This is a genomic window from Mycobacterium sp. E2497 (genome assembly GCF_001668695.1).
Classification (GTDB): Bacteria; Actinomycetota; Actinomycetes; order Mycobacteriales; family Mycobacteriaceae; genus Mycobacterium.
In genome coordinates this window covers 1-26,442 of sequence record NZ_LZKD01000131.1, presented here as the reverse complement: position 1 = coordinate 26,442, position 26,442 = coordinate 1, and the positions used below count along the sequence as shown (strand labels likewise).

20 protein-coding genes and 2 pseudogenes are annotated in these 26,442 nt (G+C 68.6%); 7 read left to right on the top strand and 15 right to left on the bottom strand.

The genetic code is table 11. From position 1 onward, the window contains the following. Window positions 1-38: 38 nt before the first annotated feature. The 6 genes and pseudogenes from A5713_RS11055 to A5713_RS11030 form a co-directional block, all read right to left on the bottom strand. Window positions 39-761, bottom strand: a pseudogene (locus A5713_RS11055) (patatin-like phospholipase family protein); the annotation flags it as partial. 12 nt (window positions 762-773) lie between these two features. Continuing rightward, window positions 774-1,844 carry an ABC transporter ATP-binding protein gene (locus A5713_RS11050; RefSeq protein WP_067916733.1) on the bottom strand — a complete coding sequence of 357 codons (1,071 nt, stop codon included), beginning with the start codon at window positions 1,842-1,844 and terminating at the stop codon, window positions 774-776. Between the two features lie 4 nt (window positions 1,845-1,848). Continuing rightward, window positions 1,849-2,691 (bottom strand): carbohydrate ABC transporter permease, encoded by an 843-nt coding sequence (locus A5713_RS11045; RefSeq protein ID WP_067916731.1) that lies wholly within the window; start codon window positions 2,689-2,691, stop codon window positions 1,849-1,851. After that, window positions 2,678-3,637: a carbohydrate ABC transporter permease gene (locus A5713_RS11040; protein WP_068095441.1), complete on the bottom strand. Its 960-nt coding sequence runs from the start codon at window positions 3,635-3,637 to the stop codon at window positions 2,678-2,680. Before A5713_RS11040 ends, A5713_RS11045 begins: the two co-directional genes overlap by 14 nt. Beyond that, the gene (locus A5713_RS11035; RefSeq protein WP_067916728.1) at window positions 3,634-4,956 is read right to left on the bottom strand and encodes a sugar ABC transporter substrate-binding protein; all 1,323 of its coding nucleotides are present in this window, start codon (window positions 4,954-4,956) and stop codon (window positions 3,634-3,636) included. Before A5713_RS11035 ends, A5713_RS11040 begins: the two co-directional genes overlap by 4 nt. Continuing rightward, window positions 4,946-5,941: a sigma-70 family RNA polymerase sigma factor gene (locus A5713_RS11030; protein ID WP_068095439.1), complete on the bottom strand. Its 996-nt coding sequence runs from the start codon at window positions 5,939-5,941 to the stop codon at window positions 4,946-4,948. Before A5713_RS11030 ends, A5713_RS11035 begins: the two co-directional genes overlap by 11 nt. A 168-nt stretch (window positions 5,942-6,109) precedes the next feature. Between A5713_RS11030 and A5713_RS11025 the strand changes: the two genes are divergently transcribed. Then, window positions 6,110-6,460, top strand: a complete 351-nt coding sequence (locus A5713_RS11025; RefSeq protein ID WP_068095437.1) for a DoxX family protein — start codon at window positions 6,110-6,112, stop codon at window positions 6,458-6,460. A gap of 5 nt (window positions 6,461-6,465) precedes the next feature. Here A5713_RS11025 and A5713_RS11020 read toward each other — a convergent pair whose 3' ends face one another. Both A5713_RS11020 and pncA read right to left on the bottom strand, forming a co-directional pair. Continuing rightward, window positions 6,466-7,266, bottom strand: a complete 801-nt coding sequence (locus A5713_RS11020; protein WP_068095435.1) for a ketosteroid isomerase family protein — start codon at window positions 7,264-7,266, stop codon at window positions 6,466-6,468. Further along, complete coding sequence (gene pncA, locus A5713_RS11015; RefSeq protein WP_156751842.1) at window positions 7,266-7,826, bottom strand: pyrazinamidase PncA; 561 nt, start codon at window positions 7,824-7,826, stop codon at window positions 7,266-7,268. The genes A5713_RS11020 and pncA overlap by 1 nt, the downstream gene beginning before the upstream one ends. 93 nt (window positions 7,827-7,919) lie before the next feature. Between pncA and A5713_RS11010 the strand changes: the two genes are divergently transcribed. Continuing rightward, complete coding sequence (locus A5713_RS11010) at window positions 7,920-8,954, top strand: DoxX family protein (protein WP_082972895.1); 1,035 nt, start codon at window positions 7,920-7,922, stop codon at window positions 8,952-8,954. Window positions 8,955-8,970: 16 nt separating this feature from the next. Here the strand turns inward: A5713_RS11010 and A5713_RS11005 are convergent, their stop codons facing one another. The 3 genes from A5713_RS11005 to A5713_RS10995 are packed head-to-tail and all read right to left on the bottom strand — an operon-like array spanning window position 8,971 to window position 13,000. Then, window positions 8,971-9,468, bottom strand: coding sequence for a gluconokinase (locus tag A5713_RS11005; RefSeq protein ID WP_068095430.1), 498 nt, complete (start codon window positions 9,466-9,468; stop codon window positions 8,971-8,973). Beyond that, window positions 9,465-11,477, bottom strand: a complete 2,013-nt coding sequence (locus A5713_RS11000; protein WP_068095449.1) for a phosphotransferase — start codon at window positions 11,475-11,477, stop codon at window positions 9,465-9,467. The genes A5713_RS11005 and A5713_RS11000 overlap by 4 nt, the downstream gene beginning before the upstream one ends. A gap of 17 nt (window positions 11,478-11,494) precedes the next feature. Continuing rightward, window positions 11,495-13,000, bottom strand: a complete 1,506-nt coding sequence (locus tag A5713_RS10995) for a carboxylesterase/lipase family protein (RefSeq protein WP_068095428.1) — start codon at window positions 12,998-13,000, stop codon at window positions 11,495-11,497. Between the two features lie 79 nt (window positions 13,001-13,079). Here A5713_RS10995 and A5713_RS10990 point away from each other — a divergent pair, with 79 nt between their 5' ends. Beyond that, a complete protein-coding gene (locus tag A5713_RS10990; RefSeq protein ID WP_068095426.1) occupies window positions 13,080-13,748 on the top strand; it encodes a hypothetical protein in 669 nt (222 codons plus the stop codon). Between the two features lie 34 nt (window positions 13,749-13,782). Here A5713_RS10990 and A5713_RS10985 read toward each other — a convergent pair whose 3' ends face one another. Further along, entirely contained in the window at window positions 13,783-14,985 is a 1,203-nt protein-coding gene (locus A5713_RS10985) for a cytochrome P450 (RefSeq protein WP_068095424.1), read from the bottom strand. Window positions 14,986-15,079: 94 nt separating this feature from the next. Between A5713_RS10985 and A5713_RS10980 the strand changes: the two genes are divergently transcribed. After that, window positions 15,080-15,709: a TetR/AcrR family transcriptional regulator gene (locus A5713_RS10980; RefSeq protein WP_068095422.1), complete on the top strand. Its 630-nt coding sequence runs from the start codon at window positions 15,080-15,082 to the stop codon at window positions 15,707-15,709. A gap of 72 nt (window positions 15,710-15,781) precedes the next feature. On the opposite strand, the gene A5713_RS10975 is transcribed toward A5713_RS10980, so the two are convergent. After that, entirely contained in the window at window positions 15,782-16,339 is a 558-nt protein-coding gene (locus A5713_RS10975; protein ID WP_255398367.1) for a TetR/AcrR family transcriptional regulator, read from the bottom strand. Window positions 16,340-16,540: 201 nt separating this feature from the next. On the opposite strand from A5713_RS10975, the gene A5713_RS10970 reads away from it, so the two are divergent. The 3 genes from A5713_RS10970 to A5713_RS10960 all read left to right on the top strand — a co-directional run bounded on the left by A5713_RS10970 (window position 16,541) and on the right by A5713_RS10960 (window position 19,043). After that, window positions 16,541-17,383 (top strand): SDR family oxidoreductase, encoded by an 843-nt coding sequence (locus A5713_RS10970; protein ID WP_068095447.1) that lies wholly within the window; start codon window positions 16,541-16,543, stop codon window positions 17,381-17,383. A gap of 32 nt (window positions 17,384-17,415) precedes the next feature. Further along, on the top strand, window positions 17,416-17,736 hold the full coding sequence (locus A5713_RS10965; protein ID WP_068095418.1) for a hypothetical protein: 321 nt from the start codon (window positions 17,416-17,418) through the stop codon (window positions 17,734-17,736). A gap of 74 nt (window positions 17,737-17,810) precedes the next feature. Next, on the top strand, window positions 17,811-19,043 hold the full coding sequence (locus A5713_RS10960; RefSeq protein WP_231980348.1) for a cytochrome P450: 1,233 nt from the start codon (window positions 17,811-17,813) through the stop codon (window positions 19,041-19,043). A gap of 38 nt (window positions 19,044-19,081) precedes the next feature. Here the strand turns inward: A5713_RS10960 and A5713_RS10955 are convergent, their stop codons facing one another. Then, window positions 19,082-21,673 (bottom strand): sugar epimerase family protein, encoded by a 2,592-nt coding sequence (locus tag A5713_RS10955; RefSeq protein ID WP_068095416.1) that lies wholly within the window; start codon window positions 21,671-21,673, stop codon window positions 19,082-19,084. 19 nt (window positions 21,674-21,692) lie between these two features. Continuing rightward, a pseudogene (locus A5713_RS10950) lies at window positions 21,693-26,372 on the bottom strand (SDR family NAD(P)-dependent oxidoreductase); the annotation flags it as partial. Window positions 26,373-26,442: the final 70 nt, after the last annotated feature.

Below are 26,442 nucleotides of genomic sequence, written 5' to 3'. Positions count from 1 at the left end.
ACTGTTGGTGTGCGACGCTGTCAACCCCGCCCCCTACTTGGAACGCCTGCTGGCCGGCCTGCTCGCTGACTTGGGCGCGCGGACAGCCGGATGCCGAAGGTCGGCCAGCGGGGCTGCGCGTCCGGGCGATCGAACAACTCCACCGGGAAATCGGATAGTAGGCCGCCGTCGACCCAGGTGGCGCCGCCCACCCGGACGGGCTCGAACACATACGGAATCGCCGACGAGGCGTGCACGGCGCGGGCCACCGGAAAGTCGTCGGGGTCGATGCCGTAGGAGCCGAGGTCCCACGGGATGCGCACCATCCGGCGCCGGGACAGGTCGCTGGCCGTGACGACCAGCGACCAGGCGAACTGGTCCGGCTCCTCGCCCGTGCGCAGGTCGCCGAACGTCCGCACGCCCAAGTCAGCGAGCAGGCCGGCCAGCAGGCGTTCCAAGTAGGCGCCGCGGTAGACACCGTCGGACACCAACAGTGACAATGCCCCACCGATCAGAGGCACCTCGCCGATCACGCTGCGATCCAGGAACTTCCGGTAGTCGATGGTCCGCATGATCTCTGCGAGCCGGCTCAGCGGCTCGCCCGCAGCCTGTAGCGCGGCCACCAGCGACGCGACGACCGAGCCCGCGCTGCTACCCGCAACCCGCGGAAACCGGTAGCCGGCCTCGCAGAGCGCATCGACCGCGCCGACCAGCCCGATACCCCGGACGCCGCCGCCTTCACACACCAGATCGGCGTGAGATCCGCTCACGGCCGCCTCCATCGCCTCACCCCCTCAACAGATTCGCCGGCCGTCCACACCGAAGAAGTGCAGGTGCCCTGGCTCCGGGTGCAGGCGCACCCGGCTGCCCTTCTCCGGAGGCCGACGCCCGTCGGCACGCGCGACGACGGGCTGATCGATGACCTTGCCGGAGCCCGTGATTCGACCGTAGAGGTAGGCGTCCGCCCCGAGCTCCTCGACCACATCGACCTCCATCTCGACACCCTGGCCGCCAAGTTCGAAATGCTCGGGGCGGACGCCGACGACCACCTCGCTCGCGGTGGCGACGAGCTGCCCGGGTAGCGGGATGGGCCAATCCCCCAGCGACACTGCGGAATCGACGATCGGCAGGGTGAACAGGTTCATCGCCGGCGACCCGATGAAACCCGCGACGAAGACGTTGACCGGGTTGCGGTACAGCTCGCGGGGCGCGGCGAACTGCTGCAGCACACCGTCGCGCAGGACCGCGACCCGGTCGCCCATGGTCATCGCCTCGACCTGATCGTGGGTGACGTAGACGGTGGTGGTGCCGAGCCGCCGTTGCAGTGCGGCGATCTGGTTGCGAGTTTGCACGCGCAGTTTGGCATCGAGGTTGGACAGCGGTTCGTCCATCAGGAAGACCTGCGGGCGGCGCACGATCGCGCGTCCCATCGCCACCCGCTGGCGTTGCCCGCCGGAGAGGTCCTTGGGCTTGCGGTCCAGATATGGCTGCAGGTCAAGCAGTTTCGCCGCGTCCAGAACTCGCTCCCGGATCTCGGCCTTCGGTGTCTTGGCGATCTTCAGGGCGAAGCCCATGTTCTGCGCGACCGTCATGTGTGGGTAGAGCGCATAGTTCTGGAACACCATCGCGACGTCGCGGTCCTTGGGGTCGACGGTGGTGACGTCGCGGTCCCCGATCCGGATGCGCCCCGAATCCAGCGTCTCGAGCCCCGCGACCATTCGCAGCGAGGTGGTCTTGCCGCACCCCGAGGGACCGACCAGAACGACGAACTCGCCGTCGCCGACCTCCAGATCGAGGCTGTCCAGGGCCGGGCGATCAGCTCCGGCGTAGCGGCGGGTCGCCTGCTCAAAAGTTACCGAGGCCATGGGCTTAACCGTTGAGTCCCGTGACGGCGATACCCCGCACGAACGAGCGCTGCGCGACCGCATAGATGATGACCAACGGCAGCATGATCACCATCGAGGTCGCCATGATGATCGGCCAGCGCGCGACATACTCGCCCCGCAGCCGCACCAGGCCGAGCGTCAGGGTGGCCAGGCTGTTGCGCTGGAGCATCAGCAGCGGCCACAGGAAGTCGTTCCAGACGTTGACCCAGGTGAGCACCGCCAGCACCATCACGGCGGGTCGGGCGTGGGGCAGCAGGATTCGCCAGTAGATCTGCCACGGCGAACAGCCGTCGAGGATCGCCGCCTCCTCCAGGTCGGTCGGAAGCGTCCGAAAGAACTGGCGCATCAGGTAAGTGCCGAATGCGCTGCCGAACAAGCCCGGCACGATCATCGACCAGGGGGTGTCGACCCACCCGACGGTCCGCATCAGGATGAACTGCGGGATCACGGTCACGGTCAGCGGCACCATCAGGGTGCCCAGGTACAGCACGAACAGCGTGTCGCGGCCGCGAAATTGCAGCCGGGCGAACGCGTATCCGGCCAGAGAGCAGAAGAAGACCTGCCCGGCGGTCACGCAGCCGGCGTACAGCACGGTGTTGAAAAACATTCGCGCGAACGGCATCAACGAGAACACCTCGGCGTAGTTGGACCACCGCGGGTGCGCCGGAAACAGCCTCGGCTCGGTGATCTCGCCTTCCCTCTTCAACGAGCCGGACACCGCCCAGGCGATCGGGAACAACCAGCACCACGCGATCCCGACGAGCGCGGTGTAGACGAGCACACCACGAACGACATGGCGGGTGAACAACCGCTCAGCTGAGGCCACGAGACGTCTCCCAGGACCGTTGCCGGGTGATCCGCAGCTGCACCACGGTCAACACCAGCAAGATGGCGAACATCACCCATGCCAGCGCGGACGCGTACCCGAATTCAAGGAAGGAGAACGCGTGCTGAAACAGCATGATGCCCAGGACATAGGTGGCGGTTTCGGGGCCGCCGTTGGCACCGTTGAGGACGTAGACCATGTCAAACGCCTGGAACGCGTGGATGATCGAGATGACGCCCACAAATGATATCGACCCGCGGATCAGCGGGACCGTGATGGACACGAACTGCCGGATCTCGCCCGCCCCGTCGATTCGGGCCGCCTCGTAGACGGTCTCGGGAACGCCCTGCATCGCCGCGAGCAGGATGACGGTGGCGAACGGCACGCTGCGCCACACACTGACGATGCACAGCGAGGCCATCGCCCACCGGGGATCGACGAGCCACGGGACCGGGCCGATGCCGACCCAGCCCAGCATGATGTTGAGCAACCCGTTATCGGTGTTGAACACGAACTGCCACACCACCGCCATGACCACCGACGAGATCGCCAGGGGCAGAAAGACGATGGTGCGGAATATGCCGATTCCCCTGACTTTTCGGTTCAGCACGCCGGCCACGACGAGGCTGACGACGATGGTCGGCACGACCGTTCCGAGGGTGAAGATGACGGTGTTGCGGATGGCGATCGCAAAGAGCGGATCCGAGGTGAACAGGTCGTGGAAGTTCTTGAGCCCCACGAACTTCGGCGGCCTGAAGACGTCCCACCGCTGGAAGCTCATGTACAGCGAGAACCCGAGCGGAAACAGCATGAACACCGCGACGGCGGCGAGGTTCGGCGCCACGAAGAGGCGGCCGGCCCGGGCGCGCCGTCGCCAAGGGCCCGCGCCGTTGACGGGCTTGCTGGTGATGCGGCTGGGGGCCTGGCTGGTGTCGAGGGAGGTCATGGGGTGCGCAGCACCTCGTCGATGGCGGGCGACAGGCCGGTCAGGGATGTCGCGGGCCGCGAGCCACGCAGCACCGGCCCGAAGCTGCGGTCCATCAAGGCGACGATCTTCTCCCATGCCGGGGTGACCGGAAGCCCTTCGGAGTACGCCGGCCCTTGCGTGAGCACGGCGAGGTTGCCAACGTTCCGGTGGGCCTTGGCGAAACCGGGCGAATTGAGCGCGGATTGCAGCACCGGCACGAAAAGGCTGGATTCACCGATCAGCGCCTGCCCGACCGGACCGGTCGCGAATTTCACGAACTCCCATGCCTGCTCCTTGCGCCGGCTGGACGCGGAGATGGCCAGCCCGGTGGAACCGATGTCGGAGTGGGCGGGCTGGCCCTGCCGGCGCGGACCCACCGGCAACGGTGTGACGTCGAAATCCAGGCCGTCGGCCCGGATGAAGGTCTGGTAGCGCCAGTGGCCGCCCATCGCCATCGCCGCCCGGCCGGCCGCGAACAGGTCGGGCGTGGACATCGATTGCACCTCGGAGGCATTGGGCGCGACCCTGTGCTTGTTGGCCAGGTCAGCGTAGAACTGCACCGCCTCGATGAACGCGTCGTCGCCGAAGTTGAAGTGGGTCGGGTTCTTCAGCGGGGTGGACCACGGCACGCCGTTGTTCATGGCGAACAGCCCGGCCGAATAGTACGAGAACCACATGTTCACGAAACCCCACTGGGTCACCCGACCGGAGCGGTCGCGCTTGGTGAGCGCGGTGGCGGTGTTCAAGAATTCGGCGAAGCTCCACGGCTGCTGCCACGTTCTGGGCGGCGGCGGCACCCCGGCCTCGGCGAACAATCGCTTGTTGTAGAACAGGTAGTTCCCGGACCATTGCTCCGGGAGCGCGTATTGGCCGCCGTTGAAGGCGAAGCTGTCGTACAGCGTCGCGACGCCGTCCGACTTCAGTTCGGCCGCGAAGGCCCGATCGCCCGACAGCATGGTGTTGAGGTCCAACAGCACGCCCCGGGCGGCCAGCTCGGCGTACGTGAGATCCCAGGCCATCAAGACATCCGGGCACTTGCCGCCGGCGCAGAACGTCGACAGCTGCTGCATCACGCCCGGGGCCGAAAGCACGGGGCGAACCTTGATGTCCGGGTGGCGGCGCTCGAACTCGTTCACGATGCGGAGCCTGGCATCACGTTCGTCGGGGTTGGCCGCGAAGAAGAACGTCAACGAGTCTTCTTCGGGAGCGCAGCCGGCGGCCCACGGCGCCAGCGATGCCGCGGTGAGCGCGCCGGCGCCGCGCAGCAGGCCGCGCCGCCCGAACGGCTTATCGAGCATGGTGCTCCCGTTCTCGCCCCGTTGCCGGCCGCCCGGCCGGCGGTGTCTGATCTCCTTGGTACCCGATGCGGCTGTGGTGTTGCCGGATCGGCCGGCTCGGCAAAGCCAGAACGGCCCGGCCGATGCGGTCGCGATCCCCGATGATGTCGATCGCGCGGATGCGGTCGTCGGGCCCGACATCGATCAGCAACAGCGCCTGCGCCCGCCCGTGTGGGGCGATCACGACGCCGGGCGCCCCGTCGATGAGCATGACAACACCGGCGCGCGCACGCTGAGCGAATCGGCGGGTCTCCTCCGCGACCCGTGTGGCGCCGCGCACCTCGGTCGGCACGTCGTCAGGAACCAGCGCGCGATCCACCGTGCGGACCACGTCCGGCGCCAGCAGCTGGAGCAGGGCGGCGATGTCACCGCCGCGGGACGCCGCGAGAAACGCTTCGACGATCTCGAGGTGCTTGGCCGCGTGCGCGGGCGGGCCATCCGGCTCCGCCTGCAGCCGCCCCCGCGCCCGGCTTGCCAGCTTCTTCGCGGCGTCCGGCGACCGGTTCAACGCGGTGGCGACCTCTTCGAAGGGCACCGCGAACAGGTCATGCAGCACGAACGCGACGCGCTGCGCCGGTGAGAGCCGGTCGAGGACCACGAGCAGCGCGTTGCTCACCGACTCGGTCAACAACGCGTCCTCGTCCGCGGGCGCAGATGTGGTTGCGGTCAGCCGGTCCAGCTCGTCGGTGGTGGCGAGCGGTTGTTCGGCCCGTCTCTTGCGCACCCGGAGCTGGTCGACGGCCTCGCGCGCGGTGATCGTGGTAAACCAGCCGGTGAGGTTGTCGACTGCGCCGAAATCGGCGCGGCTGGCCTTGAGCCACGCCGACTGAACCGCGTCGTCGGCGTCGGCCACCGAGCCCAGCAGCTGGAACGCGACGGACCTCAGGTGTCGCCGGTCGGCGTCGAAACGCTGCGCGAGATCGGCCAGATTTTCCGGGGCGCTCATGGGTCACCTTTTCCGCACAGGAGCCGTCAAGCGAATGACCGCGTCCGTCGAGCTCTCTGTTGCAAAGGAGACCAGCATCATGACCTTGTCGATTGTGCGCCACCAAGCGCGCGGCGACCATCCGGATCGCCATTGCAAAACCGGCTGCCCCGCGGGGGTTTGGCACAGATGAACACCGCATACGTGGTGATCACGCTGGTGACCGCCGCCATCACCGCCGGAATCGCCGTGGCCGATCTCATCCCCGCGGGATTCGTCCTGGCGAACTCGGCTGAAGTGGGCGTGCCGCGTTCGTGGTTGCCGGCGCTGGGTGCGGTCAAGTTGGCCGGCGCGATCGGGCTGGTCGTGGGTCTGATGGGGTTGCGCGCCTTGGGAATCGCGGCCGCCACCGGCCTGGTGCTGTTCTTCGTCGGCGCCGTTGTGGCGCACCTGCGGGCCCACGTGCTGTACAACATCGCGTTTCCCGGGGCATACCTGTGCATGTCGGTGGCCTCACTGGCGCTGCTGGTGTCGCGTTGACCGGGTCAGCCGGGAAAATACCGGATCCGGTCGATGGTGCCGCCCCGCCATCCCATGTCGGCGAACAGGATGCCACGCCCATGGCCGGAGTTGACCGAGATCGTCACCGTGGGGCCCGCGCCGATCGTCTTCGTCGGAGTGGCGCCGTCCAGTTGAACGGCGAGCTCGGCCAGATCGAGCGCCTCGTGGTCGCCGAGAGTTATTGTCGCGCTTGCCGAGAGGGCCCGCGCAGCTGCGTTGTGATCGCGCCGCGCGGCGGCGCGCAAGAACGCGTCCGCGAGTTTCTTGCGCCCCGCGCCCACCCGCCGGAACCCCGTGAGGAAGCCGGCCATGCCCCGCAGCCGCTGATTGCCCAGCAGGCCGCGTGACAGTTGCAGGGCCGGCGATACCGCGCGCGGACCGCTTGACAGGAATTGCAGCATCATCGCGGGCAGTTCCCAGTAGGCCTGCAGATTCTCAATCCGCCACTGCCCGTTGAGGTCTCGCAGGTCATAGCGCAAGAACGCGGGAATGTACATGGTAACCCGCGGGCCCATCGCCACTTCGAGCTCGAGATCACGCAGCACCACGGTCCCGAAAACGATATCGAGGTCGCGGTGAAAGGTGATCTCACGCGGGGCGATGAAGGTGTCATAGAAGCGGCCGATCTGTTCGTGCCCGATGTGCGGCCGCGACCCGACCGGGTCCTCTACCCGGGCCTCGTCGGTGAACAGGGCCCCCCACCCGGCGCGGTCGTGCGCCGCGGCCGCGCGCGGCGATCGCTCGACGGCGGCCAGCAGCGCCTCCCGCGCCGGTGTCGCTCCCATCACGGTCCCCCAACCAGCTCGACGCCCGCGGACCGCATCTCCTTCAGTGCCTCGGCGGCCGACTCCGGCGAGACGGCCGCCGTCAGGTCCACCAGCACCCGGGTGGACAGGCCTGCCCGCGCGGCATCCTCCGCGGTCCGACGGACGCACTGGTCGGTGGCGATGCCGACCACGTCGACGGCGTCGACCCCCCGCTGCCGCAGCCAGTCCAGTAGTGGGGTCTGGTTCTGTTCGACGCCCTCGAAGCCGCTGTAGCCCGGGGCATAGGCGCCCTTGCGGAACACCGCCTCGATCCGGCTGGTGTCCAGGTCGGGCCGAAGCTCCGCGCCTGAGCTTCCCGCGATGCAGTGCGGGGGCCACGACGACGAGTAATCCGGCCGGTCGGAGAAATGGTCGCCCGGCTGGATGTGGAAGTCCTGGGTTGCTACCACGTGCTGATAGCCCGGCTCGCCGGCCAGATAGGCGTTGATGGCGGGCGCGACGGCGGCGCCGCCGGCCACCGGAAGCGAACCACCCTCGCAGAAATCGTTTTGCACGTCGACGATGATCAACGCCCTCACGGGTCTCACCATATCGGTGGTGCGGCACGGCGCTTCAGCTGCGCGGATGGGCGGGGCGGTTTGTCCGCCAACCAGTCGGGTAATCCACCGGCCATGGTGATCCGGAGAATCGCGCGCCCGTTGCTGTCAGTGGCGTTCATCGGCCAAGGAGTCAATTCCCTGCTCAACCCCAAATCGGCCGCGGCGGCCGCCGCGCCCGCGTTGGATGGTTTGCAGGCGCTGCCGGATTCGGTGAGCGGCAACATCCCGAGCGACCCCGAGACGTTCGCGCAAATCACCGCGGCCGTCCAGATCGGCGGAGGCCTGCTGCTTGCCACCGGCAAGCTGCCCCGCGTCGCCTCGGCCGCGCTCGCGGTCACGGTGCTGCCCGCCAACCTCGGTGCGCACTCGTTCTGGAACGAGAGCGATCCGCAGGCCAAAGCCCAGAAGCGCCAGCAGTTCCTCACCGACCTCAGCCTGGTCGGCGGGTTGTTGATCGCGTCCGCCGATACGGCGGGCAAGCCGTCGCTCGGGTGGCGGGGGCGCCGGGCGGCCGAGCGGCTCTCGGAGCGAGTGTCGTCGGCGCTACCGGGGTCAGATGACTCCGCGTTCGATACCGACTTTGCGGAGTTGGGCGAGAAGATCGTGCACGGCCTGCAGGTCGGCGCCGAACGTGGCCGCGAACTGGCCAGCACAGCCGCCGAACGGGGCGCGCCCTACGCCGAGGCCGCGCTCGAGCGCGGGCGCGAATTCGCCAGCACGGCCGCCGAGCGCGGCAAGCCGCTGGCCAAGAAGGCCCGCAAGCGCGGCGAAGAACTCGCCGAAGAGGCCGCCGAGCGTGCCGCGCCGCTGGTGAAGAAGGCGCAGAAGCGCGGGGAAGAGTTCGCCGATGACGCCGCCGACTGGGCCGCGCCGCTGGCCAAGAAGGCCCGCAAGCGCAGCGAGAAGCTGGCCAAGAAGGCGCGCAAGCGCGGGGAGGAACTGGCGAGCACGGCGCTGGATCGGGGCGAGGATCTCGCCGACACCGCCCGCGCGCGTGGCAGCTACCTGGCCGACACCGCCCGCGCTCGCGGTGGCTACCTGGCGGACACCGCCCGCGAGCGGCTCGGTGAGCAGGTCAAGACGGGTCGCCGCAAGCTTTCCTTGTGAGCGAATCGGCCGTCGGCTAGGGCGTCCGCCCCGTCAGGAACGCGTCGACGATCGCGTCGACGTCCCGGCCGGCGTCGACGGTCGTGCCGCACTCCTCCGCGGCGAGCGGTTCCAGCGCGTCGAATTGCGAGCGCAACAGCGTGGCTGGCATGAAGTGACCCGTCCGGGCGGCCAGTCGGCCGCTGATGAGCGCCGACGAACCGGCGAGGTGAAGGAATTCGACCTGCGGGCAGTGCCCGCGCAACTGGTCGCGGTACTTGCGCTTGAGCGCCGAACAACTCGCCACCCCGCCGCCGCGGTGCGCGGCCAACCACTCGCCGACCCGATCCAGCCAGGGAAAGCGGTCCTCGTCGTCGAGCGGCTCACCGGCCGCCATCTTGGCGATGTTGGCCCGCGTGTGCAGCGTGTCTGCGTCGACGAAGGGAACCCGCAAGCGTTGCGCGAGCGCGGTTCCCACGGTCGACTTGCCCGATCCCGAGACGCCCATCACCACGACGGGCGCCGGTCCGCTCACTCGGTTCCTGCGGGGAGGTTGCGGTTCCACTCCACCCAGCCGACCCCGCGGCGACCGTCGAGGGTGTTGACGGTGGCCCAGGCCCGCGGGAACTGGCTGACCCGCCCGTCGGCCGCGGTCAGGCGCACCGGCGCGTGCCCGCAAACATCGACGTCGGCGGTGATGTCGCCGGGCTCCAGGGTCAGCGTGGCGTTCAGCGGTAATCCGTTGGCGCCAAAGGACTCTCGTGAGTCGACCGTCTGCAGCTCGGTGACGTCGCCGTCGGCGCTCTGCGCGTAGCCGATGCTGAAGGACGGCGCGCCGGGAATGCGGATGTTCACGCCGTGCAGGTGGGTGCCGTCATCGAGGTGCAGCGCGCTCCAGATCCAGTCCATGCTCCACCAGTCGCGCACACCCCAGGAATGGTCGCGCTGCCCGGGAACCGACTCGACCCGGTAGCCGGTGTCGCCGACAGTGACGGTTCCCGAGACCCGGCACGGGATCTCATACCGCGTCGTCAAGCGGTACTTGTAGGGAACACCGTCGGTGGCCCACACCAGGTTCATCGTCATCTCGACGGGGGGACCGGCCTCCCCGCGCAACAACGCCGACGGATCGGGATAGGCCTGAGCCCGCGCCCGCAGGTCGATGCGGTAGGACTGCAGCGGCGCCGTCGCGGCGTGGCCGAGTTCGAAGGAGTCGGTGGATATTTCCCACGGGTCCGCCGGCAGCGGCACCCGCGCGTCCAGGGCGACGGTCGCCATATCGGGGCCGCACAGCAGCGCGTGCACCCACGCGGTCCGCTCGTTGGCGATCAGGCCGAGGCGGAACCAGCCGCCCAATCCCTGTGCCACATCGGCGAAGTCGGCGTACCAGCTTTCGCTCCACAGCGGCTCGGCGGTCGGCGCGTGCGCCGATTCGTCGTCCTCCGAAGGTCGCAAGGGTTCGGGCGTCTGCGCGACGGGCAGGGTCGCCAGCGCGTCCGTGTCGAGCACGTGATCACAGTGTCGTTGCAGCATCGTCATGAACATCCGGTCGCCGCGCTCGGTCCGCTCCACCAGCATCGAGGACACGATCGCCATCATCACGCCGAAAAAGCTCTGCCGGCGCACGCCTTCGGCGACGTCGGCGAGTGACAGGGGCGCCGTCGGCCCGAGCGCCCCGTGGTACGCCCGAAGTAGCGCGTCGTAGTGTTCACGGCGATCCGGGGTCGGCAACGCGCAGCCGAGGAAATACGACAGGTCGGTCAGGGCCGGCCCCCAGGACACCGTCTGCCAATCGACGACCGTCAACGGACGGTCCGCCCCGGCCGTCCCGAACAGCAGGTTGTCCAACCGGTAGTCACCGTGCATCAGGCCCTGGATGCGCTCCGGCGCCCCCTCTTGGGCCAGGTACCCGTCGAAGGACGCGACCAGGCGTTCGCACACCATGCGGTGTTCCGGCGCGATCTGGTCCCCGTAGCGGTCGATGAACCCGGCGTACAGCGGGGCGATCATCGCCTGGCTGAGCGGCGAATCACGGTTCAGCCACGGCGCTTCGGCCAGCACCGTGTCGCCGAGCAGCGGGCCGTGCAGCCGCCCCAGCTCGACGACGCACAGGTGCGCCTGTTCGGCTGTCGCGCCGGCGATTTCGTCGCCGACGATCGCGGGCCCGGCATCGCCCAGCAGGAGATCGAACGCACCCGTCGAGGTATCGACGGCCGCGTGGTAGCACGGCGCGATCGGCCCACCCAGGCGTGGCGCTATGTCGCCGTAGAACCGGACCTCCCGTTCATAGAGGCCCAGGGCCAGCCCCGTCTGCCGGCTCACCGGGTCGGTGGCCGCCACCTTAAGCACGACGGACGCGGGCCGGCCGGGGCCCGCCGCGCCGTCGGCGTAGGTGAGCCGGATGCGGTAGCACTCGCTCATCTGCCCGGTGCCGATGCGCTCCACGGCGAAGTCGGCGACGGGTCCGGCGCCGATCGCCGTGGTCAGCCATTCGGCGGTGAGATCTCCCGGGCGTTCGATGACTTGCGCGATGTCGGCATGCATGGGGTCAGCGTGCCAGGTCACCGCGCCAGGGAGAAGCCATCCCAGGCAATCCGCCGGTGCGGATGTGGATCGAACTCGACGCGGCTCTTGCGGTCGAAGACCATGACGGCACGGTCGGCGGTGGTGTAGGTGGGCCAGTCCTCGCCCGGCGCACCGGAGTGGCTGAAGGCCCGCCACCGCCGTTGCACCTGGTTGCTCACCCGCAACGCGGCGCGGCGATCGGCCGCGGCGGTCAGCAGGGCGCCGAATCGGGTGCGGTAGACGTCGAAGACGGCCAGCAACTCGGTGGCATGAGTGGCGCCCAGGCCCGACCAGCGCAACGTGCGCGGCGCGTAGTCGTACCGGTAGAGGTAGGTGGGCGCGTGTGCGCTGTGGGCCTCGGCGATCTGCCAGGCCGCCGAGCCGAACGCGAAGTCACCGCCGAGCTGGATGCATGCCGAGGGCGCGGGGTAATCCGGGTAGGCGGCGGTGATGCGTTCGCGCGCAGCGGGTTCCGTGTCGGCCAGCAGTTCCTCGATCATCGCTTGATTGGTCGGCAGCATTTTGAGGAAGCGGGTGAACAGGCGGCCCTCTTCGGCGTTGGTGCCCACAATGAGCGGCACCCGGTGCGCATGGCCACCACGCATCGCCTCGACGGGATCAAGGGGCACGACGTCGTCGCCGGCGACCGGGCCGATCGGGAACGCGCCGAGCCTGTCCCCCATGCCTTGGTCGATCAACCGGTGCTGGGCGTCCACCAGTTGCGCCGGGGACGCCTGCATCAGTGCCTCGGCGGCGTCCTGCGGCCGCGCGCCCAATATTGCGGCGAAGCGCGTCGCGAATTCCGCGGCGGTCTCTCGCGACCGAACCATCCCGGAGGCCGGGCTTTCCGCAATGGCCCGGGCGAACAGCCCTTCGGCGGCCGGCACCGCCAAGAGGGTAGCGGTGATGTGCGCGCCGGCGCTTTCCCCGAAGATCGTGACTTTGTCCGGGTCGCCGCCGAACGCGGAGATGTTGTCTTTCACCCAGCGCAACGCCATCACCAGGTCGCGCAGGAACAGGTTGCTGTCGATGGTGATGTCGGGCGTCGAAAGCGACGACAGGTCCAGGCAACCCAACGCACCCAGTCGGTAGTTCACCGACACGTACACACAGCCGCGGCGCGCCAACGCCGCGCCGTCGTACAGCGGCGTGGCGGAGCTACCCAGGATGTAGCCTCCGCCGTGGATGAAAACCATGACGGGCAGCGGCTCTTCGACCGGGATTTCGGGGGTGACGACGTTGAGGGTGAGGCAGTCCTCCCCCATCGGCTGGTAGCGGCCGACACCGAGCATGGTGTACCGCCGCTGCTGGGGTGCGCAGTTGGCGAAGCCATGGCAGTGCCGCACACCCGACCACGGTTGCGCCGGCCGGGGCGCCCGCAAGCGCAGGGGCCCGACCGGTGGGCGCGCGTAGGGGATGGATCGCCAACGGTGGACGCCGTCGCGGGTGAAGCCTTCCACAGTCCCGATCGTCGTGCGTGCGCGCACAGTGCGCTGGTGCATAACCCGACGTTAGCGGACACCACGGGCGTAACGCGCGCGCAGCGCCTTATTTTCGGCGCGTGGCGGTTAGCCTGACGGGATGCGGATCGCCGCGCTGCTGGCAGCGTCGTTACTGGTCGCCGGGTGTTCCCACACCGTCGGCGGTCAGGCGCAGCAAACTCGGACCTCCGCGGGCGCCGCCACCACTTCGTCGGGCGCCAAACCGCCGGCCCCGAACGGCGCGCCCACTCCCGGGGCGCCGATCTCCGACGTCATCGCGTGGATCGAAGCCGGCCATGCCGCGGACCCCGGTCGCTATCACAACGCGATTCGCGACGGTGCGACCACGCCACTCGGCGACGACATCGCCTTCACCGCGGCGGCCGGCAAAGCCTCCTGCGTGACCGATTCCAAACACACCGGCGGCGCGCTGCTCTGCCTGGTCAGCCTGACCAATCCACCGCCCGCGCCGCCGACGTCCTACGGCGGCTGGCAGGGCGGTTGGGTGAGCTTCGACGGCCAGAACCTGCAAGTCGGTGCGTCGCGCGCCGATCCCGGTCCGTTCCTCAACGGCAGCGGTTCGGAGCTGGCAAACGGTGATTCGCTGTCATTCGGTGACTATCGTTGCCGCGCCGATCAATCCGGGCTGTATTGCGTGAACTACGCCCACCAGTCGGCCGCCCGATTGAGCCCCGCGGGCATCGAGCCGTACGGTTGTCTACGACCAGGGCCCGCGCCAGACGGCGTCGGCGCGGCGTTCACCTGCTGAGTGTCCGGGCGATGCTCGCCGCCGCAAGGCGTTCTCACCAGGTGACCGGAAGCTCCTTCATCCCGTAGATGTCGGCTTCCTTGAACTTCAGCTCGTCGGCCGGTAGCGCCAGTTTCAGCCCGGGCAGGCGCCGCGCCAGCGTGGCGAAGGCGACCTGCATTTCCACCCGGGCAAGGTTTTGGCCGATGCATTGGTGCACGCCGTAGCCGAAACCCAAGTGCCCGCGAGTGTTTCGGTCGGCGTCGAAGACTTCGGGATGGTCGACGAAGTCGGCGTCCCAGTTGCCGGCGGGCAGATTCATCAACACCATGTCTCCGACGCGGATCGGCTGGCCGCCGAGGGTGAAGTCCTCGGTCGCCACTCGATCCACCTGGCTGTGCACAATGCTGAGATAGCGCATGAGCTCCTCGACGATGTTGACGACCACGCCATGGTCGTCGGTCGTGCCAAGCCGTGCGAACACGTCCGGATGCTCAAGCAGCGCAACCGTTCCCAGCGAGATCATGTTGGCGCTGGTCTCGTGGCCGGCCAGCATCATGACGACGCCGGTCATGGCGGCGGTCTCGCGGGTGAGCTGCCCGGTTGCGACGTAGCCGGTGACCAGGCGGCTGATCAGGTCATCGCCGGGATCGTCGGCCCTGCGATCGACCAGCTCCTGGATGTAGGCATACATCGCCCCGAAGGATTCGGCCCGTTGCTCGTCGGTCGTGGTCCACTCCAGCCCACGCGTGGAGTGGTGCTGGAAGAATTGCAGGTCTTCGGACGGCACGCCCAGCAGCAACGCGATCACCAGTGAGGGCACCGGCAAGCCGAAGTCGCGGACCAGGTCAGCGGGCGGCCCGTTGTCGATCAACGCATCGAGGTGCTGATCTACCAATTCCTGGATCTGCGGCCGCATCCTTTCGCAACGCCGGAAGGTGAAATCACGGGTCAGCATGCGCCGCAACCGATGATGCTCGGGGTCGTCGACCCGCGCGAACATCACCGGGGTGGTGTTGTCCGTGCTTGTCGGTTTCATGGATGCCGGGATGGTTTCCGCGGACAGGCGCGGATCCAGCAGCGCCGCCCTGATGTCGTGGTAGCGACTCACCACCCAGGCCGGCTGCCCGTGGTACATCGCCCGTCGCAGTCCGGGTTCCTGACGCCAGCGCACGAAGTCGGCCGGCGGATGAAGCGGGCATCCAGCATCCCGCCGGGCGGGTATGACGGGAAGATCCGTCTCGGAAATCATTGACATATCGGCGCTTCCGCTTTAAGTGTCAGTCATCTGTCAGTTCTACGGAGCGTAGAAGCCGGAGAGGTGGCAGTCAACCGTCAGTTACGCTGTGCGGATGACAACGGTGGAAGACCGGCCGTTGCGGGCGGACGCGGCGCGCAACGCCGAGCGCATCCTGCGCGCCGCGCGGGCCGTCTACGGCGAGTTGGGACCGGATGCGCCCATCGAAGCCGTCGCCCGTCGCGCCGGAGTCGGCGAACGAACGCTCTACCGCAGGTTCCCGGCCAAGGCCGACCTGGTCCGGGCGGCCCTGGACCAAAGCGTCGCCGAGTACCTCACGCCGGCGATCGAAGACGCGCGGCGCATGGCCGACCCACTGCGCGGCCTGCACCAATTGATCGAAGCGGCAATCGGACTCGGGGCCCGCGAACGACACCTGCTGACCGCCGCGCACCGGGCCGGGTCGCTGACCGCCGACATCTCGGACTCACTGAACCAAGCCCTCTACGAGCTGGCCTGCCGGGGCCAGCGGGCCGGACTGGTCCGCGCGGACCTGGTTGCCGATGACCTGCCTCGCCTGGTCGCGATGCTCTACAGCGTGCTGCCGACCATGGACGCGGAGAGCGACGGCTGGCGACGTTACGTCGCCCTTGTGATCGATGCGATCTCGGTGAAAGAACGCCGGCCGTTGCCCCCGGCGGCGGCGCTGAGTTATGTGGTCGCGCCGAATAGCTGGCCGGTGTAAGCGGTTTTGTTGATGGTCACCTCGGCGTCGACTTTGAACTCCAGCCCCGTGACATATCGCAACTCGCCCGGCTCACGTCCGCGTCGCGATGCCGCACATCAGGGTATCTATCAGTCCGTAGTAGCGTTCGGTGGTTTCTTCCGCAGAGGTCGTAACGCTGAGCATGCGGTAGAGCGTGGCGCCGATCAACGCGTCGGCGGCGGCTTCGACGTCGGCATCCCCGCGAATCTGGCCCATCGAGATTCCGACGCGTAACCGGTCTGACACTGCGTCGTGGAAACGGCTGGTGAGTTGGCGGTATAGGGCGTCGCGGTCGGTCAGGTCTTCGGCAGCGGCGGCAGCGAGAGAACGGATGAGTGCGACGTTCTCAGCGGCCGAACCGATTTCGGCGTACGCGCGCATCCAGGTTCTCAAGTCCTCGATCGTGTCTCCCGTATCCGGAAGCGTGAAGTCGGTTTGGTCGTAGGCCTGCATGACCGCCTCAGCGACCAGGGGGGCTTTCGACGGCCACCGTCGATACACCGTTTGGGTAGCCACGCCGGCGATCACGGCGACCTTGTCCATCGAGACTCCGCGGTAGCCGGCTTCGACGAGGAGCGACCGGGTGGCATCCAGGATTGCCTCATGCACGGCTGTGCTCCGCGGTCGTCCCCGCCGGGATTGGCTCACACACAGAACCTAGAGCAATGGCTCGAGGCCGCGCCTAGGCAACGGCGCCAGGATGTGCGACGATTAACGAGAGAAAATTTCTCGTAATTGACGCTAGCCATCGCCGACCCGGTCGAACAGGGTCGCGAACCGAGTCTGGCTTTGGGTTGTAAGGGCGACTACATGCGTGAGCTGTGCGTGATCACCGGAGGCGCGGGTGGCATCGGACTGGCAGCGGCGAAGATCGTCGGGCGGGACCGGCTGGTCGTCATCAGCGATGTCAGCGCGAGCGGTCTGCAGGCGGCGTCAGCCGAATTGCAAGGCCTCGGCATCGGCTGCGTGACGGTCCACTGCGACGTGACCGACCGCTCATCCGTCGCCGAGCTGATCGCCACCTCCACATCGTTGGGGTCGGTGACCTCGGTGATCCACACCGCGGGTGTGAGCCCGAGCATGGGCGACGCCGAACACATTCTGCGGATCAACGCGCTCGGCACGGCCCATGTCAACGAGGGGTTCCTCCCAGTGGCGCGTGAGGGCTTCGCGATCGTCAACGTCGCGTCCATGGCCGCGCACATGTTCCCCCGGTTGCTCATCCCCAAGCGTCACTTCAAGGACGCTCTGCACAACGAGGACCGCTTCATGACCAAGGCGACCTCGGCCTGCAACATCGTGCCGACCAGGGTCCGCCCCGGCTTGGCGTACTCCATCAGCAAGAACTTTGTGACGTGGTACAGCGCATCTCAGGCGGCCCGGTTCGGCAGCCGCGGCGCCCGTATCGTCTCGGTGTCCCCGGGCAGCATCAACACCGAGATGGGCAGGTTGGAGGAGCGAGCCGGATCGGGAGCGATGGTGAAACTGGCCGCGTTGAAGCGCTTTGGGAAGCCCGAGGAAGTCGCCGAAGTTTTGGCTTTCTGCGCTTCGACCAAGGCCGGCTACCTCACCGGTGCCGACATCGCCTGCGACGGTGGCGTTCTGGCGGCATTCACGCTCAAGAACATGATCCCGCTAGGTCGCAACACATAGCCCCGCGGTGACCGAAAGAGGACGACATCGCCATGACGGACAGCGACAACCGCAGCGCACACACGCGCCAAGCGCTCGGCTTACTAAGCAGCTCTATCGGCGTGGCGCACTTCCTCGTTCCGCGGATCTTCGATCCCATCAATCGCCTCGGCTTCCCCAATCACGCTCGCACGTTCACCTACGTCAACGGCGCGATCGAAACGGCGCTCGGAGTCGTCCTGCTGCGCACGCACACGCGTCGACCAACGGCCGTCTTGTCCACTTGCTACCTCACCTACCTGACGATCAACATCCTTCGCACCCAACTCCGCACGCGACGCGGCGACGGTCACCCAGTTGAGCGATCCGGTTAGGGCCGACGGTGTCGATCATCCGGACCGCCCACAAGGCAGCCGAAACGCTCCGACCAGCCGGTAGCGCCGTGCGGCTGAATGTAGCCGCCGCTATCCGGACCCGCCGACGCGGATACGACGGGTGGACCGGCGCGATCAACACCGACTACGACCCACAGAACCCTGCCACCGCCGCGGACCCGTTCGATGCGTACCGCGCCCTGCACCGAAGCGGCCGCGTGCATTACAACCCCAGGCGCGCCACCTTCATCATCAGCCGCCTTGACGACGTGCGGGCCGCCTTGCGCGACACCGACCAGGTCACCAGCACCCAAGGGGTCACGCGCCTGCGCATGTCCGCGCCATTGGCGGTCCTCACCGACGGTGAAGAACACACCCGGCTTCGCAAGCAAGTCCAGCCGGGATTCAGCACGGGGGCCATGAGGTCCTGGCAGGAGATGACCGAGAAGCTGGCCACCGACCTCATCACCGACGTGATGAAAGACCCCGGCTGCGATGTCGTACAGCGCTTGACCATACCCATGCCTATACGCTTGATCGCCCAAATCCTCGGAGTACCCGACACCGACGTCGCCGACTTCCGTCGTTGGTCCGAATGCGCCGTGGGAGTCATGGAGCTGAAGCCCAGGCTCTCCGGTGTCGTCGACGCGGCCAAGTCGATGTCGGCAATGCTGGCGTTACAGCGTTATTTCACAAGCCAATTCGCTGCGGGCGGACTCAAGGGGTCCAACACCGTGCTCGGACGCCTTCTCGAGCACAACACCGACGGCAGCCTCACCGACCGTCAGCTTCTGATCATCGCCATCCACCTGCTGATCGCCGGCAATGAGACCACGACCAACCTCCTGGGCGGAATGTTCGACACGCTAGCGCGCCATCCCGACCAATACGACCTGATCCGCTCCAGCCCCGACCTGATCCCCCTGGCCGTCGAAGAGCAGCTACGCATCACGACGCCCATCCAGAACCTCTACCGCTACACCCGGGCCGACTACCGAATCGGCAACGTCACCATCCCCACCGGATCACGCGTGCTGCTGTCCTTCGGCGCGGCCAACCGTGACCCCACCGCGTTCGACGACCCCGACGAGTACCGCGCCGACCGCGACCCGCGAACGCACGTCGCCTTCGGCTATGGCGCACACATGTGCCTGGGAGCACCGCTGGCCCGCATGGAAGCCCATGCAGTACTGCGCCAACTCGCCACCCGCGTCGCCCGAATCACTCCCGAGGGCGCGACGCAGTGGTCGACCCACAGCTCGCTGCGCGGACCCATCTGCTTGCCGATCCGGCTCACCCCAGCCTGACGTAGACCATTGCCGGTACGCCAAGGAGACCCGGCCTCCTAAGTGGTCACCTCAAGCACTTGTATTTCGCCTGTCGCCCCGTCGACCTCGATCAGCGCCCCGGGCGGCAACGACTTGGTGGCTCCCTGCACGTCCACCACACAAGGGAAGCCGAACTCGCGGGCCACCACGGCGGCGTGTGACATCGGGCCGCCGAGCTCGGTCACCACGGCCGCGGCGTAGCAGAATGCCGCGGTGTATCCGACGTCGGTGACCTCCGCGACGAGGATCTCGCCGGGCTGCAGGTCGTCGATGGTCTCGGGACGCACGATCCGCACCCGGCCGCGCACCTTGCCCCCGCACACACCGACCCCGCGCAGAGTCTCCCCGCTGGCGAGGGCCGCCGACGTGGTCTCGGTTGGTTGCCAGCTCCCGCTGAACACCGTCGGCGGGACCACGGCGACCAGCCTGCGCTGTTCAGCGCGGCGCCGGGCCACCAGCGCCCCGACGTCGGCCGGCAGCGCATCGAGCTCGTCGACGAGCAGGTAGAACACGTCATCGGCGGTATCGAGGGTTCCGGCCTCGACCAGTCGGCGCCCGTACTCACGCATCAGGTTGCGGAGCACCCAGTTGGCCCGCACCACTTTGTCGCGACGGACTTCGCGGTCGCGCAACTGTCGTGCCGCGAGCTGCGCGATCGGCTTGGCGTGCAACGGAATCCGGGGGCGCCGCGGCTGGGGCGTCGAAGGGGCGCTCATCGCTTTGGTCACCATCCGGACCAGCAACTCGGGATCGTCGGCGTAGCTGATCGACCGCATCTCGAGTTCGGCCGGGCCGCGATGCCCGATCAGCGTCAGCTCGGCCAGCACGGCGGCGTGGAACTCCGGCGCCTCGACCGCCAGCTTGCCCAGCCGATCCCCCGGTTCGGCCAGTAGCGCTGTCACTTTCGGATCGCGTTGCGCGGCAAGGACCAACCGCTGCATTGCCTCGACCGACCGCGCACTGACCAATTCCGGCCCCGCCGGCGCGGCGGTGTCTCGCCCACATAAACCGCGCAGCAGGACGTTGAACGCGGCGCACAGCATGAAGGACGCCGACGCCAGCACCCAGCCGTGCACCACATCGTCGCGCGCCAACGTGATCAGGCTGAGCAGCCGGCGATCGTCCAGCCCGGCGACGTCGTCACCCAGGCGCTCCAGGCGATCGACATCGGCGACGAACTCGTCGGTGTCCCTGGACGAGCCGGCGGACAGGCCGATGAGGTTGACACCGAACACACCGATGTTGCGAACGGTCCTCAGTTGCTTGCGGATGCGGCCGGTTTCGGAGCGCGGGCGCTGGTCACCGAAGATCGGCAACGACGCCATGCTGGGGCCGAAGAATCCGCTGTTGCTGACGATCGTCGCCGGCTTGGCGAACGGGACGGTTTCGGCCATGTAGTGCGCGGAGGTGATGGCCCCGTAGAGTCGGTGCGCGAACACGGCGACGGTCCGCATGGCGATCTCGCGCTGGATGATGCCGCCGGGCCGCAGCCGCTCGGCGATGGCCACGCCGCCGGCACGCAGCCCCCGCACGGTCACCGAGGCCGACGCCGGCGAGAACGGGCCGGGCAGCGCCTCCGACAGATTGGTGGCCAGAAAGGTCGGAAAGCGCGGGTCGATCGGGGTGTCGAATTCCCCGTTATCTCCCGTCGGGCCGGCCCATTCGGGTTTCACCCCGTCCTCGGAAGGCGCGTCGACCGAGGGAAGGTCACCGATGGTGGCCATCCGCCAGGGCAGCGACACCACCCGCTTACCCACGGTGACCCGGCCGCGCACCGCGAGCGCGAAGTCTTCGACACATTCACCGGAATTCCACGCGGGCCGGAATCCCCACTGCTCGCGCAACCGCGCGGTATCCATGAAAGCGGCGCCGCGCACCAGTTGCAGCTCGGCGGGTCCGAAGCCCAACCGCACGACCGGGCGCCCGAGCGCCGCGGCGAAACGCCGGAAGGTCAGCTCGCCGGAGGCGGCGAGATTGACGGCGCCGCTGCCGATTTCGGTGTCCACCAGTGCCCGGTCGAATAGCCGAAGGGCGTCGTCGAGGTGGACGACCTGCATGAGGCGGTCGGCCGACCCGTCGGGAAAGACGGGCAGCGCCAGCAACCGACGCACCCAGTTGTCGACGCGTCGGCCGAGAATCAACGCGGAGCGGATCGCGACCCATTCCAGGTCCGATTCCTCGAGCAGCTGCTCGGCCCGGGCCTTGTAGTGTCCGTCCGCGGTGACCGGCGTCCTCGCGTCGTGCTCGGTCTTCGGCGCATCTCCGCCGCCGTAAACCTGCGACGACGACGCGAAGACGATCCGTCTGGCGCCGGACTCAGCCATCGCCGCCAGCACGTTGGCCGTGCCCCCGATGTTCACCTGATCGCTGATCCGGGCCTCGTCGCCCGGGCTGTTCGCCCACGCGCAGTGCGCGACGACCTCGACGCCAGCGACCGCGCGGCTGACCGCACCAATATCCCGGATGTCGCCCGCGACGAATTCGGCCGCACTCGGCCAGCTTTCGGGTCGCCGCCGCGAGATCCCGATGACGTCGTGACCCTGGCTGAGCAAGCGGGACGTCAGGCCCCGGCCGAGCACGCCGCCGGCCCCGGTGACGGCGATTCTCACTGATTGTCGACTTTCATGACTATTCGTCGTCGTCCATCAGCGCCGCGTTGACCAGATCCTCGAGATCCATGTCCGCGATGTCCTTCTCCGAGGTCACCGCGGCGACCGGCTGCGCGTTGCCGTCTTCGTTCGCCAACGCCAGCAACAGCTCCAGCACCCCGGCCTGCCGCAGGCGCTTGACCGGAATCGAGCCCACCGCCCGCTGTATCTCGGCTTCCCCGGGCGCGGCCACCGGACTCTGCTGCTCGGAGGCGCCGACGAGTTCGCGGTGCATGTAACCGGCCAGCGCGGCGGAGTTCGGGTAGTCGAAGATCAGCGTGGGCGACAACGCCAGGCCGGTGGCGGATTTCAGCCGGTTACGCATCTCGACCGCGGTCAGCGAGTCGAAGCCCAACTCCTGGAACGCCCGGTCCGGATCGATGGACTCGGGGCTGGAGTTGCCCAGCACGGTGGCGATGTTGGACCGCACCAGGTCCAGTAGCACCGCGTGCTGCTCGTCCTCGGGCAGCCCCTCCAGCCGCTGCAGCAGGGCCGATTTCGACTTCGCCGCGGCCAGCGAATCGTCGACCTGGCGCCGGATCGGCGCGTTGATCAGATCGACGAACATCGGCGGCAACGTCCCGCCGTCGAACTTGACCCGCAGTGCCGCACGGTCGATGTGGGCGGGCAACAGGAACGGCTCGTCGACGATGAGCGCGGTGTCCAGCAGTTCCAGCGCTTCGTCCGAGGACATCGCGACGATCCCGTCGCGGCCGAACCGGGCGCGATCGGCGGCGCCGAGCGCGCCGGTCATGCCACTGGCCTGATCCCACAGACCCCAGGCCAGCGACATCGCCGGCAGCCCCAGCGTGCGCCGGTGCACCGCAAGCCCGTCCAGGAACGAGTTGGCCGCCGCGTAGTTGGCCTGACCCGAGGCGCCCGCCAAGCCCGCCATCGACGAAAACAAGACGAACGCCGACACATCCAGATCGCGGGTCAGCTCGTGCAGGTTCCACGCCGCATCGACCTTGGCCCGCAGCACCGCCGCCACTCGCTCCGGGGTGAGCGAGGAAATCACCGCGTCGTCGAGCACGCCGGCCGCGTGGATCACGCCCGACAGCGGCCGCTGCACCGGGATATCGGTGATCACCTTGGCCAGTGCCTCCCGGTCGGCGGCGTCACAGGCCACCACCTGCACCTCGGCTCCGGCGGCGATGAGCTCCGTGACCAGTTCCGCGGCGCCCGGCGCGTCCAGGCCGCGCCGGCTCACCAACACCAGGTTGCGCGCGTCGTGGCGCGTCACCACGTGGCGGGCCAACGCCGAACCCGCCATCCCCGTGGCACCGGTGATCAACACGGTGCCGGCCGCCCAGGCGTCGGGCATGGTCATCACGACCTTGCCGACGTGGCGGGCCTGGCTCAGATACCGCAACGCCGCCGGCGCACGCCGTACGTCAAACCTGGTCACCGGCAACGGCCGTAGCACGTCGTCGCCGAACAGGGCGACCAGCTCGTCGAGGATCTGCGCGATGCGGTCCGGTCCGGCCTCGAAGAGATCGAAGGCGCGGTAGCGCACACCGGGGTGTTCCCGGGCGACGGCCTCCGGCTCCCGCATGTCGGTCTTGCCCATTTCCAGGAACACACCGCCCGGGGCGACGAGCCGCAGGGACGCATCCACGAAGTCGCCGGACAGCGAATCCAACACCAGGTCCACGCCGCGCCCGCCGGTGACCGCCCGGAACTTCTCCTCGAAATCGAGGCTGCGGGAATCCGCGATGTGGTCGTCGTCGAATCCCATGCCGCGCAGCGTGTTCCACTTGCCTCGGCTGGCGGTCGCGAACACTTCCAACCCCAGGTGGCGGGCGAGTTGGACCGCGGCCATTCCCACCCCACCGGCGGCGGCGTGCACCAGCACCCGCTGGCCCCGCTTGGCGGCGGCCAAGTCCACCAGCGCGTAGAAGGCGGTGGCGAACACCACCGTCGCCGTGGCGGCCGCCGTGTGCGACCACCCGGTCGGCACCTTGGCGAGCAGGCGCTGGTCGGTCCTGGCGACAGTTCCGGTGCCGTCGGAGAACAGGCCCATCACGCGGTCACCGATCGCGAAACGTGTTGTCTCAGGACCGGTTTCAATGACCGTGCCGGAAGCCTCGATACCCATGACAGCGTCGGGATCCGGGTACAGCCCCAGCGCGATCATCACGTCGCGGAAGTTGGCGGCCAGGGCCGACTGCGCGACCCTGACCTGCCCGGTGCCCAGCGGGGCGTCGGCGTCCGGGATGCGTTCCAACCGCAGGTTCTCGAAGGTGCCCGAACTGCTCATCCCCAAGCGCCACGGCCCGTCGGCCGGGGGAACCAGCAGACCGCCGACGGCGCGACTGCCGTGCACCCGGGCGGTGTACACCGTCGAGTCGCGCAGCACCACCTGCGGCTCACCGGCCGACAAGGCCGTGGCGACGGACTCCTCGTCCAACGGGCCATCGGTGTCGACGAGCACGATCCGGCCGGGGTGTTCGGTCTGCGCCGAACGCACCAGGCCCCATACCGCCGCGCCCGCGAGGTCGGTGACGTCCTCTCCGGGCAACGCCATGGCGCCGCGGGTCGCCACCACCAGGGTGCCGGCCCCGTCCCGGGCCAGCCAGGACTGCAGCACCGGCAGCACCGCGCGGGTGGCCGCGTAGACATCGGCGACGACATCGTCGGCCACCGGCGCGGACTCGAACACCACCGCCGACGGTTGCGCCCCGGATTCGCCGGATTCCGTTGCACCCCACGCAGATACCGATACGGGCTGCACCGATGTCGACCGCTGGGCCGACCAGATGACCTCGAAGAGCCGCTCCGGGCCGGAACTCGAGACCGCGGCCAGCAGCTGCTGGTCGGTCACCGGCCGGGCGACCATCGAGCCCACGGAGAGCACGGGGAGACCTAGCCCGTCCGCGAGTTCGATCGAAACCGCGGAATCGCTGACCGGCACGATCCGCGCCCGCACCGCCGTTGCGCCCGCCGCGTGCAGCGACACCCGTTGCCACGAGAACGGCACCAGCATCGAACCCTCGGGGAGCTCGTCGCCGTCGGAGGTCAGGATCACCGCATGCAGTGCCGCGTCGAGCATCACGGGGTGGACGCCGAATCCCGCCGCCGAGACGCCGCTGTCCGCGGGCAGGGTCACTTCGGCGAAAACCTCGTCGCCGCGGCGCCACATCGAGGTCAGTCCGCGGAACGCCGGCCCGTAGCCATACCCGCGCTCGGCCAGGCGCTCATAGCCGTCGCCGACGTCCACCGGGGTGGCGCCCACCGGGGGCCACACCGAGAGGTCCGCGCCCGGCTGCACCGACCCGGCGCGGAGCACGCCCTCGGCGTGCAACGACCAACCCGAACCCGCGTCGGCGCGCGAAAAGACCGACACGGCACGGGCCCCCGCTTCGTCGGCACCGCCGACCACCACCTGCACCGCGACCGACCCCGAACCGGGCAACACCAGGGGCGCGGCCAGATTCAGCTCCTCGATGACGCCGCAGCCCACTTCGTCGCCGGCGCGCACCGCCAACTCGACGAATCCCGCACCGGGGAACAGCACGACGCCACCGACGGCGTGGTCGGCCAGCCAGCCCTGCGCGCCGGGCGACAACCGGCCCGTCAGCACCACCCCGCCGGACGCCGGCAGGTCCACCACCGCGCCGAGCAGCGGGTGCTCGCCGGGCGCGAGTCCGAGGCCCGCGGCGTCGACCGCGGCGGCGTCACCGGAGAGCCAGAACCGCCGGCGCTCGAAGGCATAGGTGGGCAGCTCCACGAAGTTGGCGGTACCGACGACGCCTCGCCAGTCCACGTCCATCCCGGCGACGAATCCCTGCGCGACCGCGCGGGTGAGGGTCACCGGTTCGGGGCGATCCTTGCGCAGCGCAGAAATGGTGAACACGGGAGCGTCGGGAAGCGTCTCCTCGATCGATGCCGTGAGCCCGCTGGCGGGGCCGACCTCGAGGAAGCGGTTCCCGCCGGCCGAGTGCACCAGGCGCACGCTGTCGGCGAACCGCACCGCCTCGCGAATGTGCCGTTTCCAGTAGGCGGGCGAGGCGTAGTCGTCGGCCGCCAGCTGCCCGGTCACGTTCGACACGATCGGAATCACCGGCTTGCCGATCGCGAGTCCGGCTGCGACCGTGCCGAATTCGTCGAGCATCGGCTCCATCAGCGGTGAGTGGAACGCGTGGGAGACGGCCAACTGGTGGACGCGGCGGCCGTCGGTGCGCAGCCGGCTCGCGATCGCGGCCACCTTGTCCTCGGCGCCGGAAATGACCACGGACGTGGGCCCGTTGACGGCGGCGATGCCGACGGCTTGTTCGTAGGCCAGCAGCGGCCGCAGCTCCTCCTCGGTGGCCTGCACGGCGATCATCGCCCCGCCCTCCGGCAGGGCTTGCATGAAGCGGCCACGGGCGGCCACCAGCACGGCCGCGTTCTGAAGCGACAGCACGCCGGCGACGTGGGCGGCCGACAGCTCTCCGATCGAGTGGCCCAGCACGATGTCGGCGTGGACACCCCACGATTCGAGCAACCGGAACAGGGCGACTTCCACCGCGAACAACGCCGGTTGGGCGAATTCGGTGGTGTTCAAGAGCTTTTCGTCGTGACCCCAGATGACCTCACGCAGGGGGCGCAGCAGGTGCCGGTCGAGCTCGGCCACGACGGTGTTGAACGCCTCGGCGAACACCGGGTACGCGGCGTGCAGGGCACGGCGACACCGGGCGGCAAGACCGTCTTCGTCTTCCCCGGCCAAGGCGCCCAGATACTGGGCATGG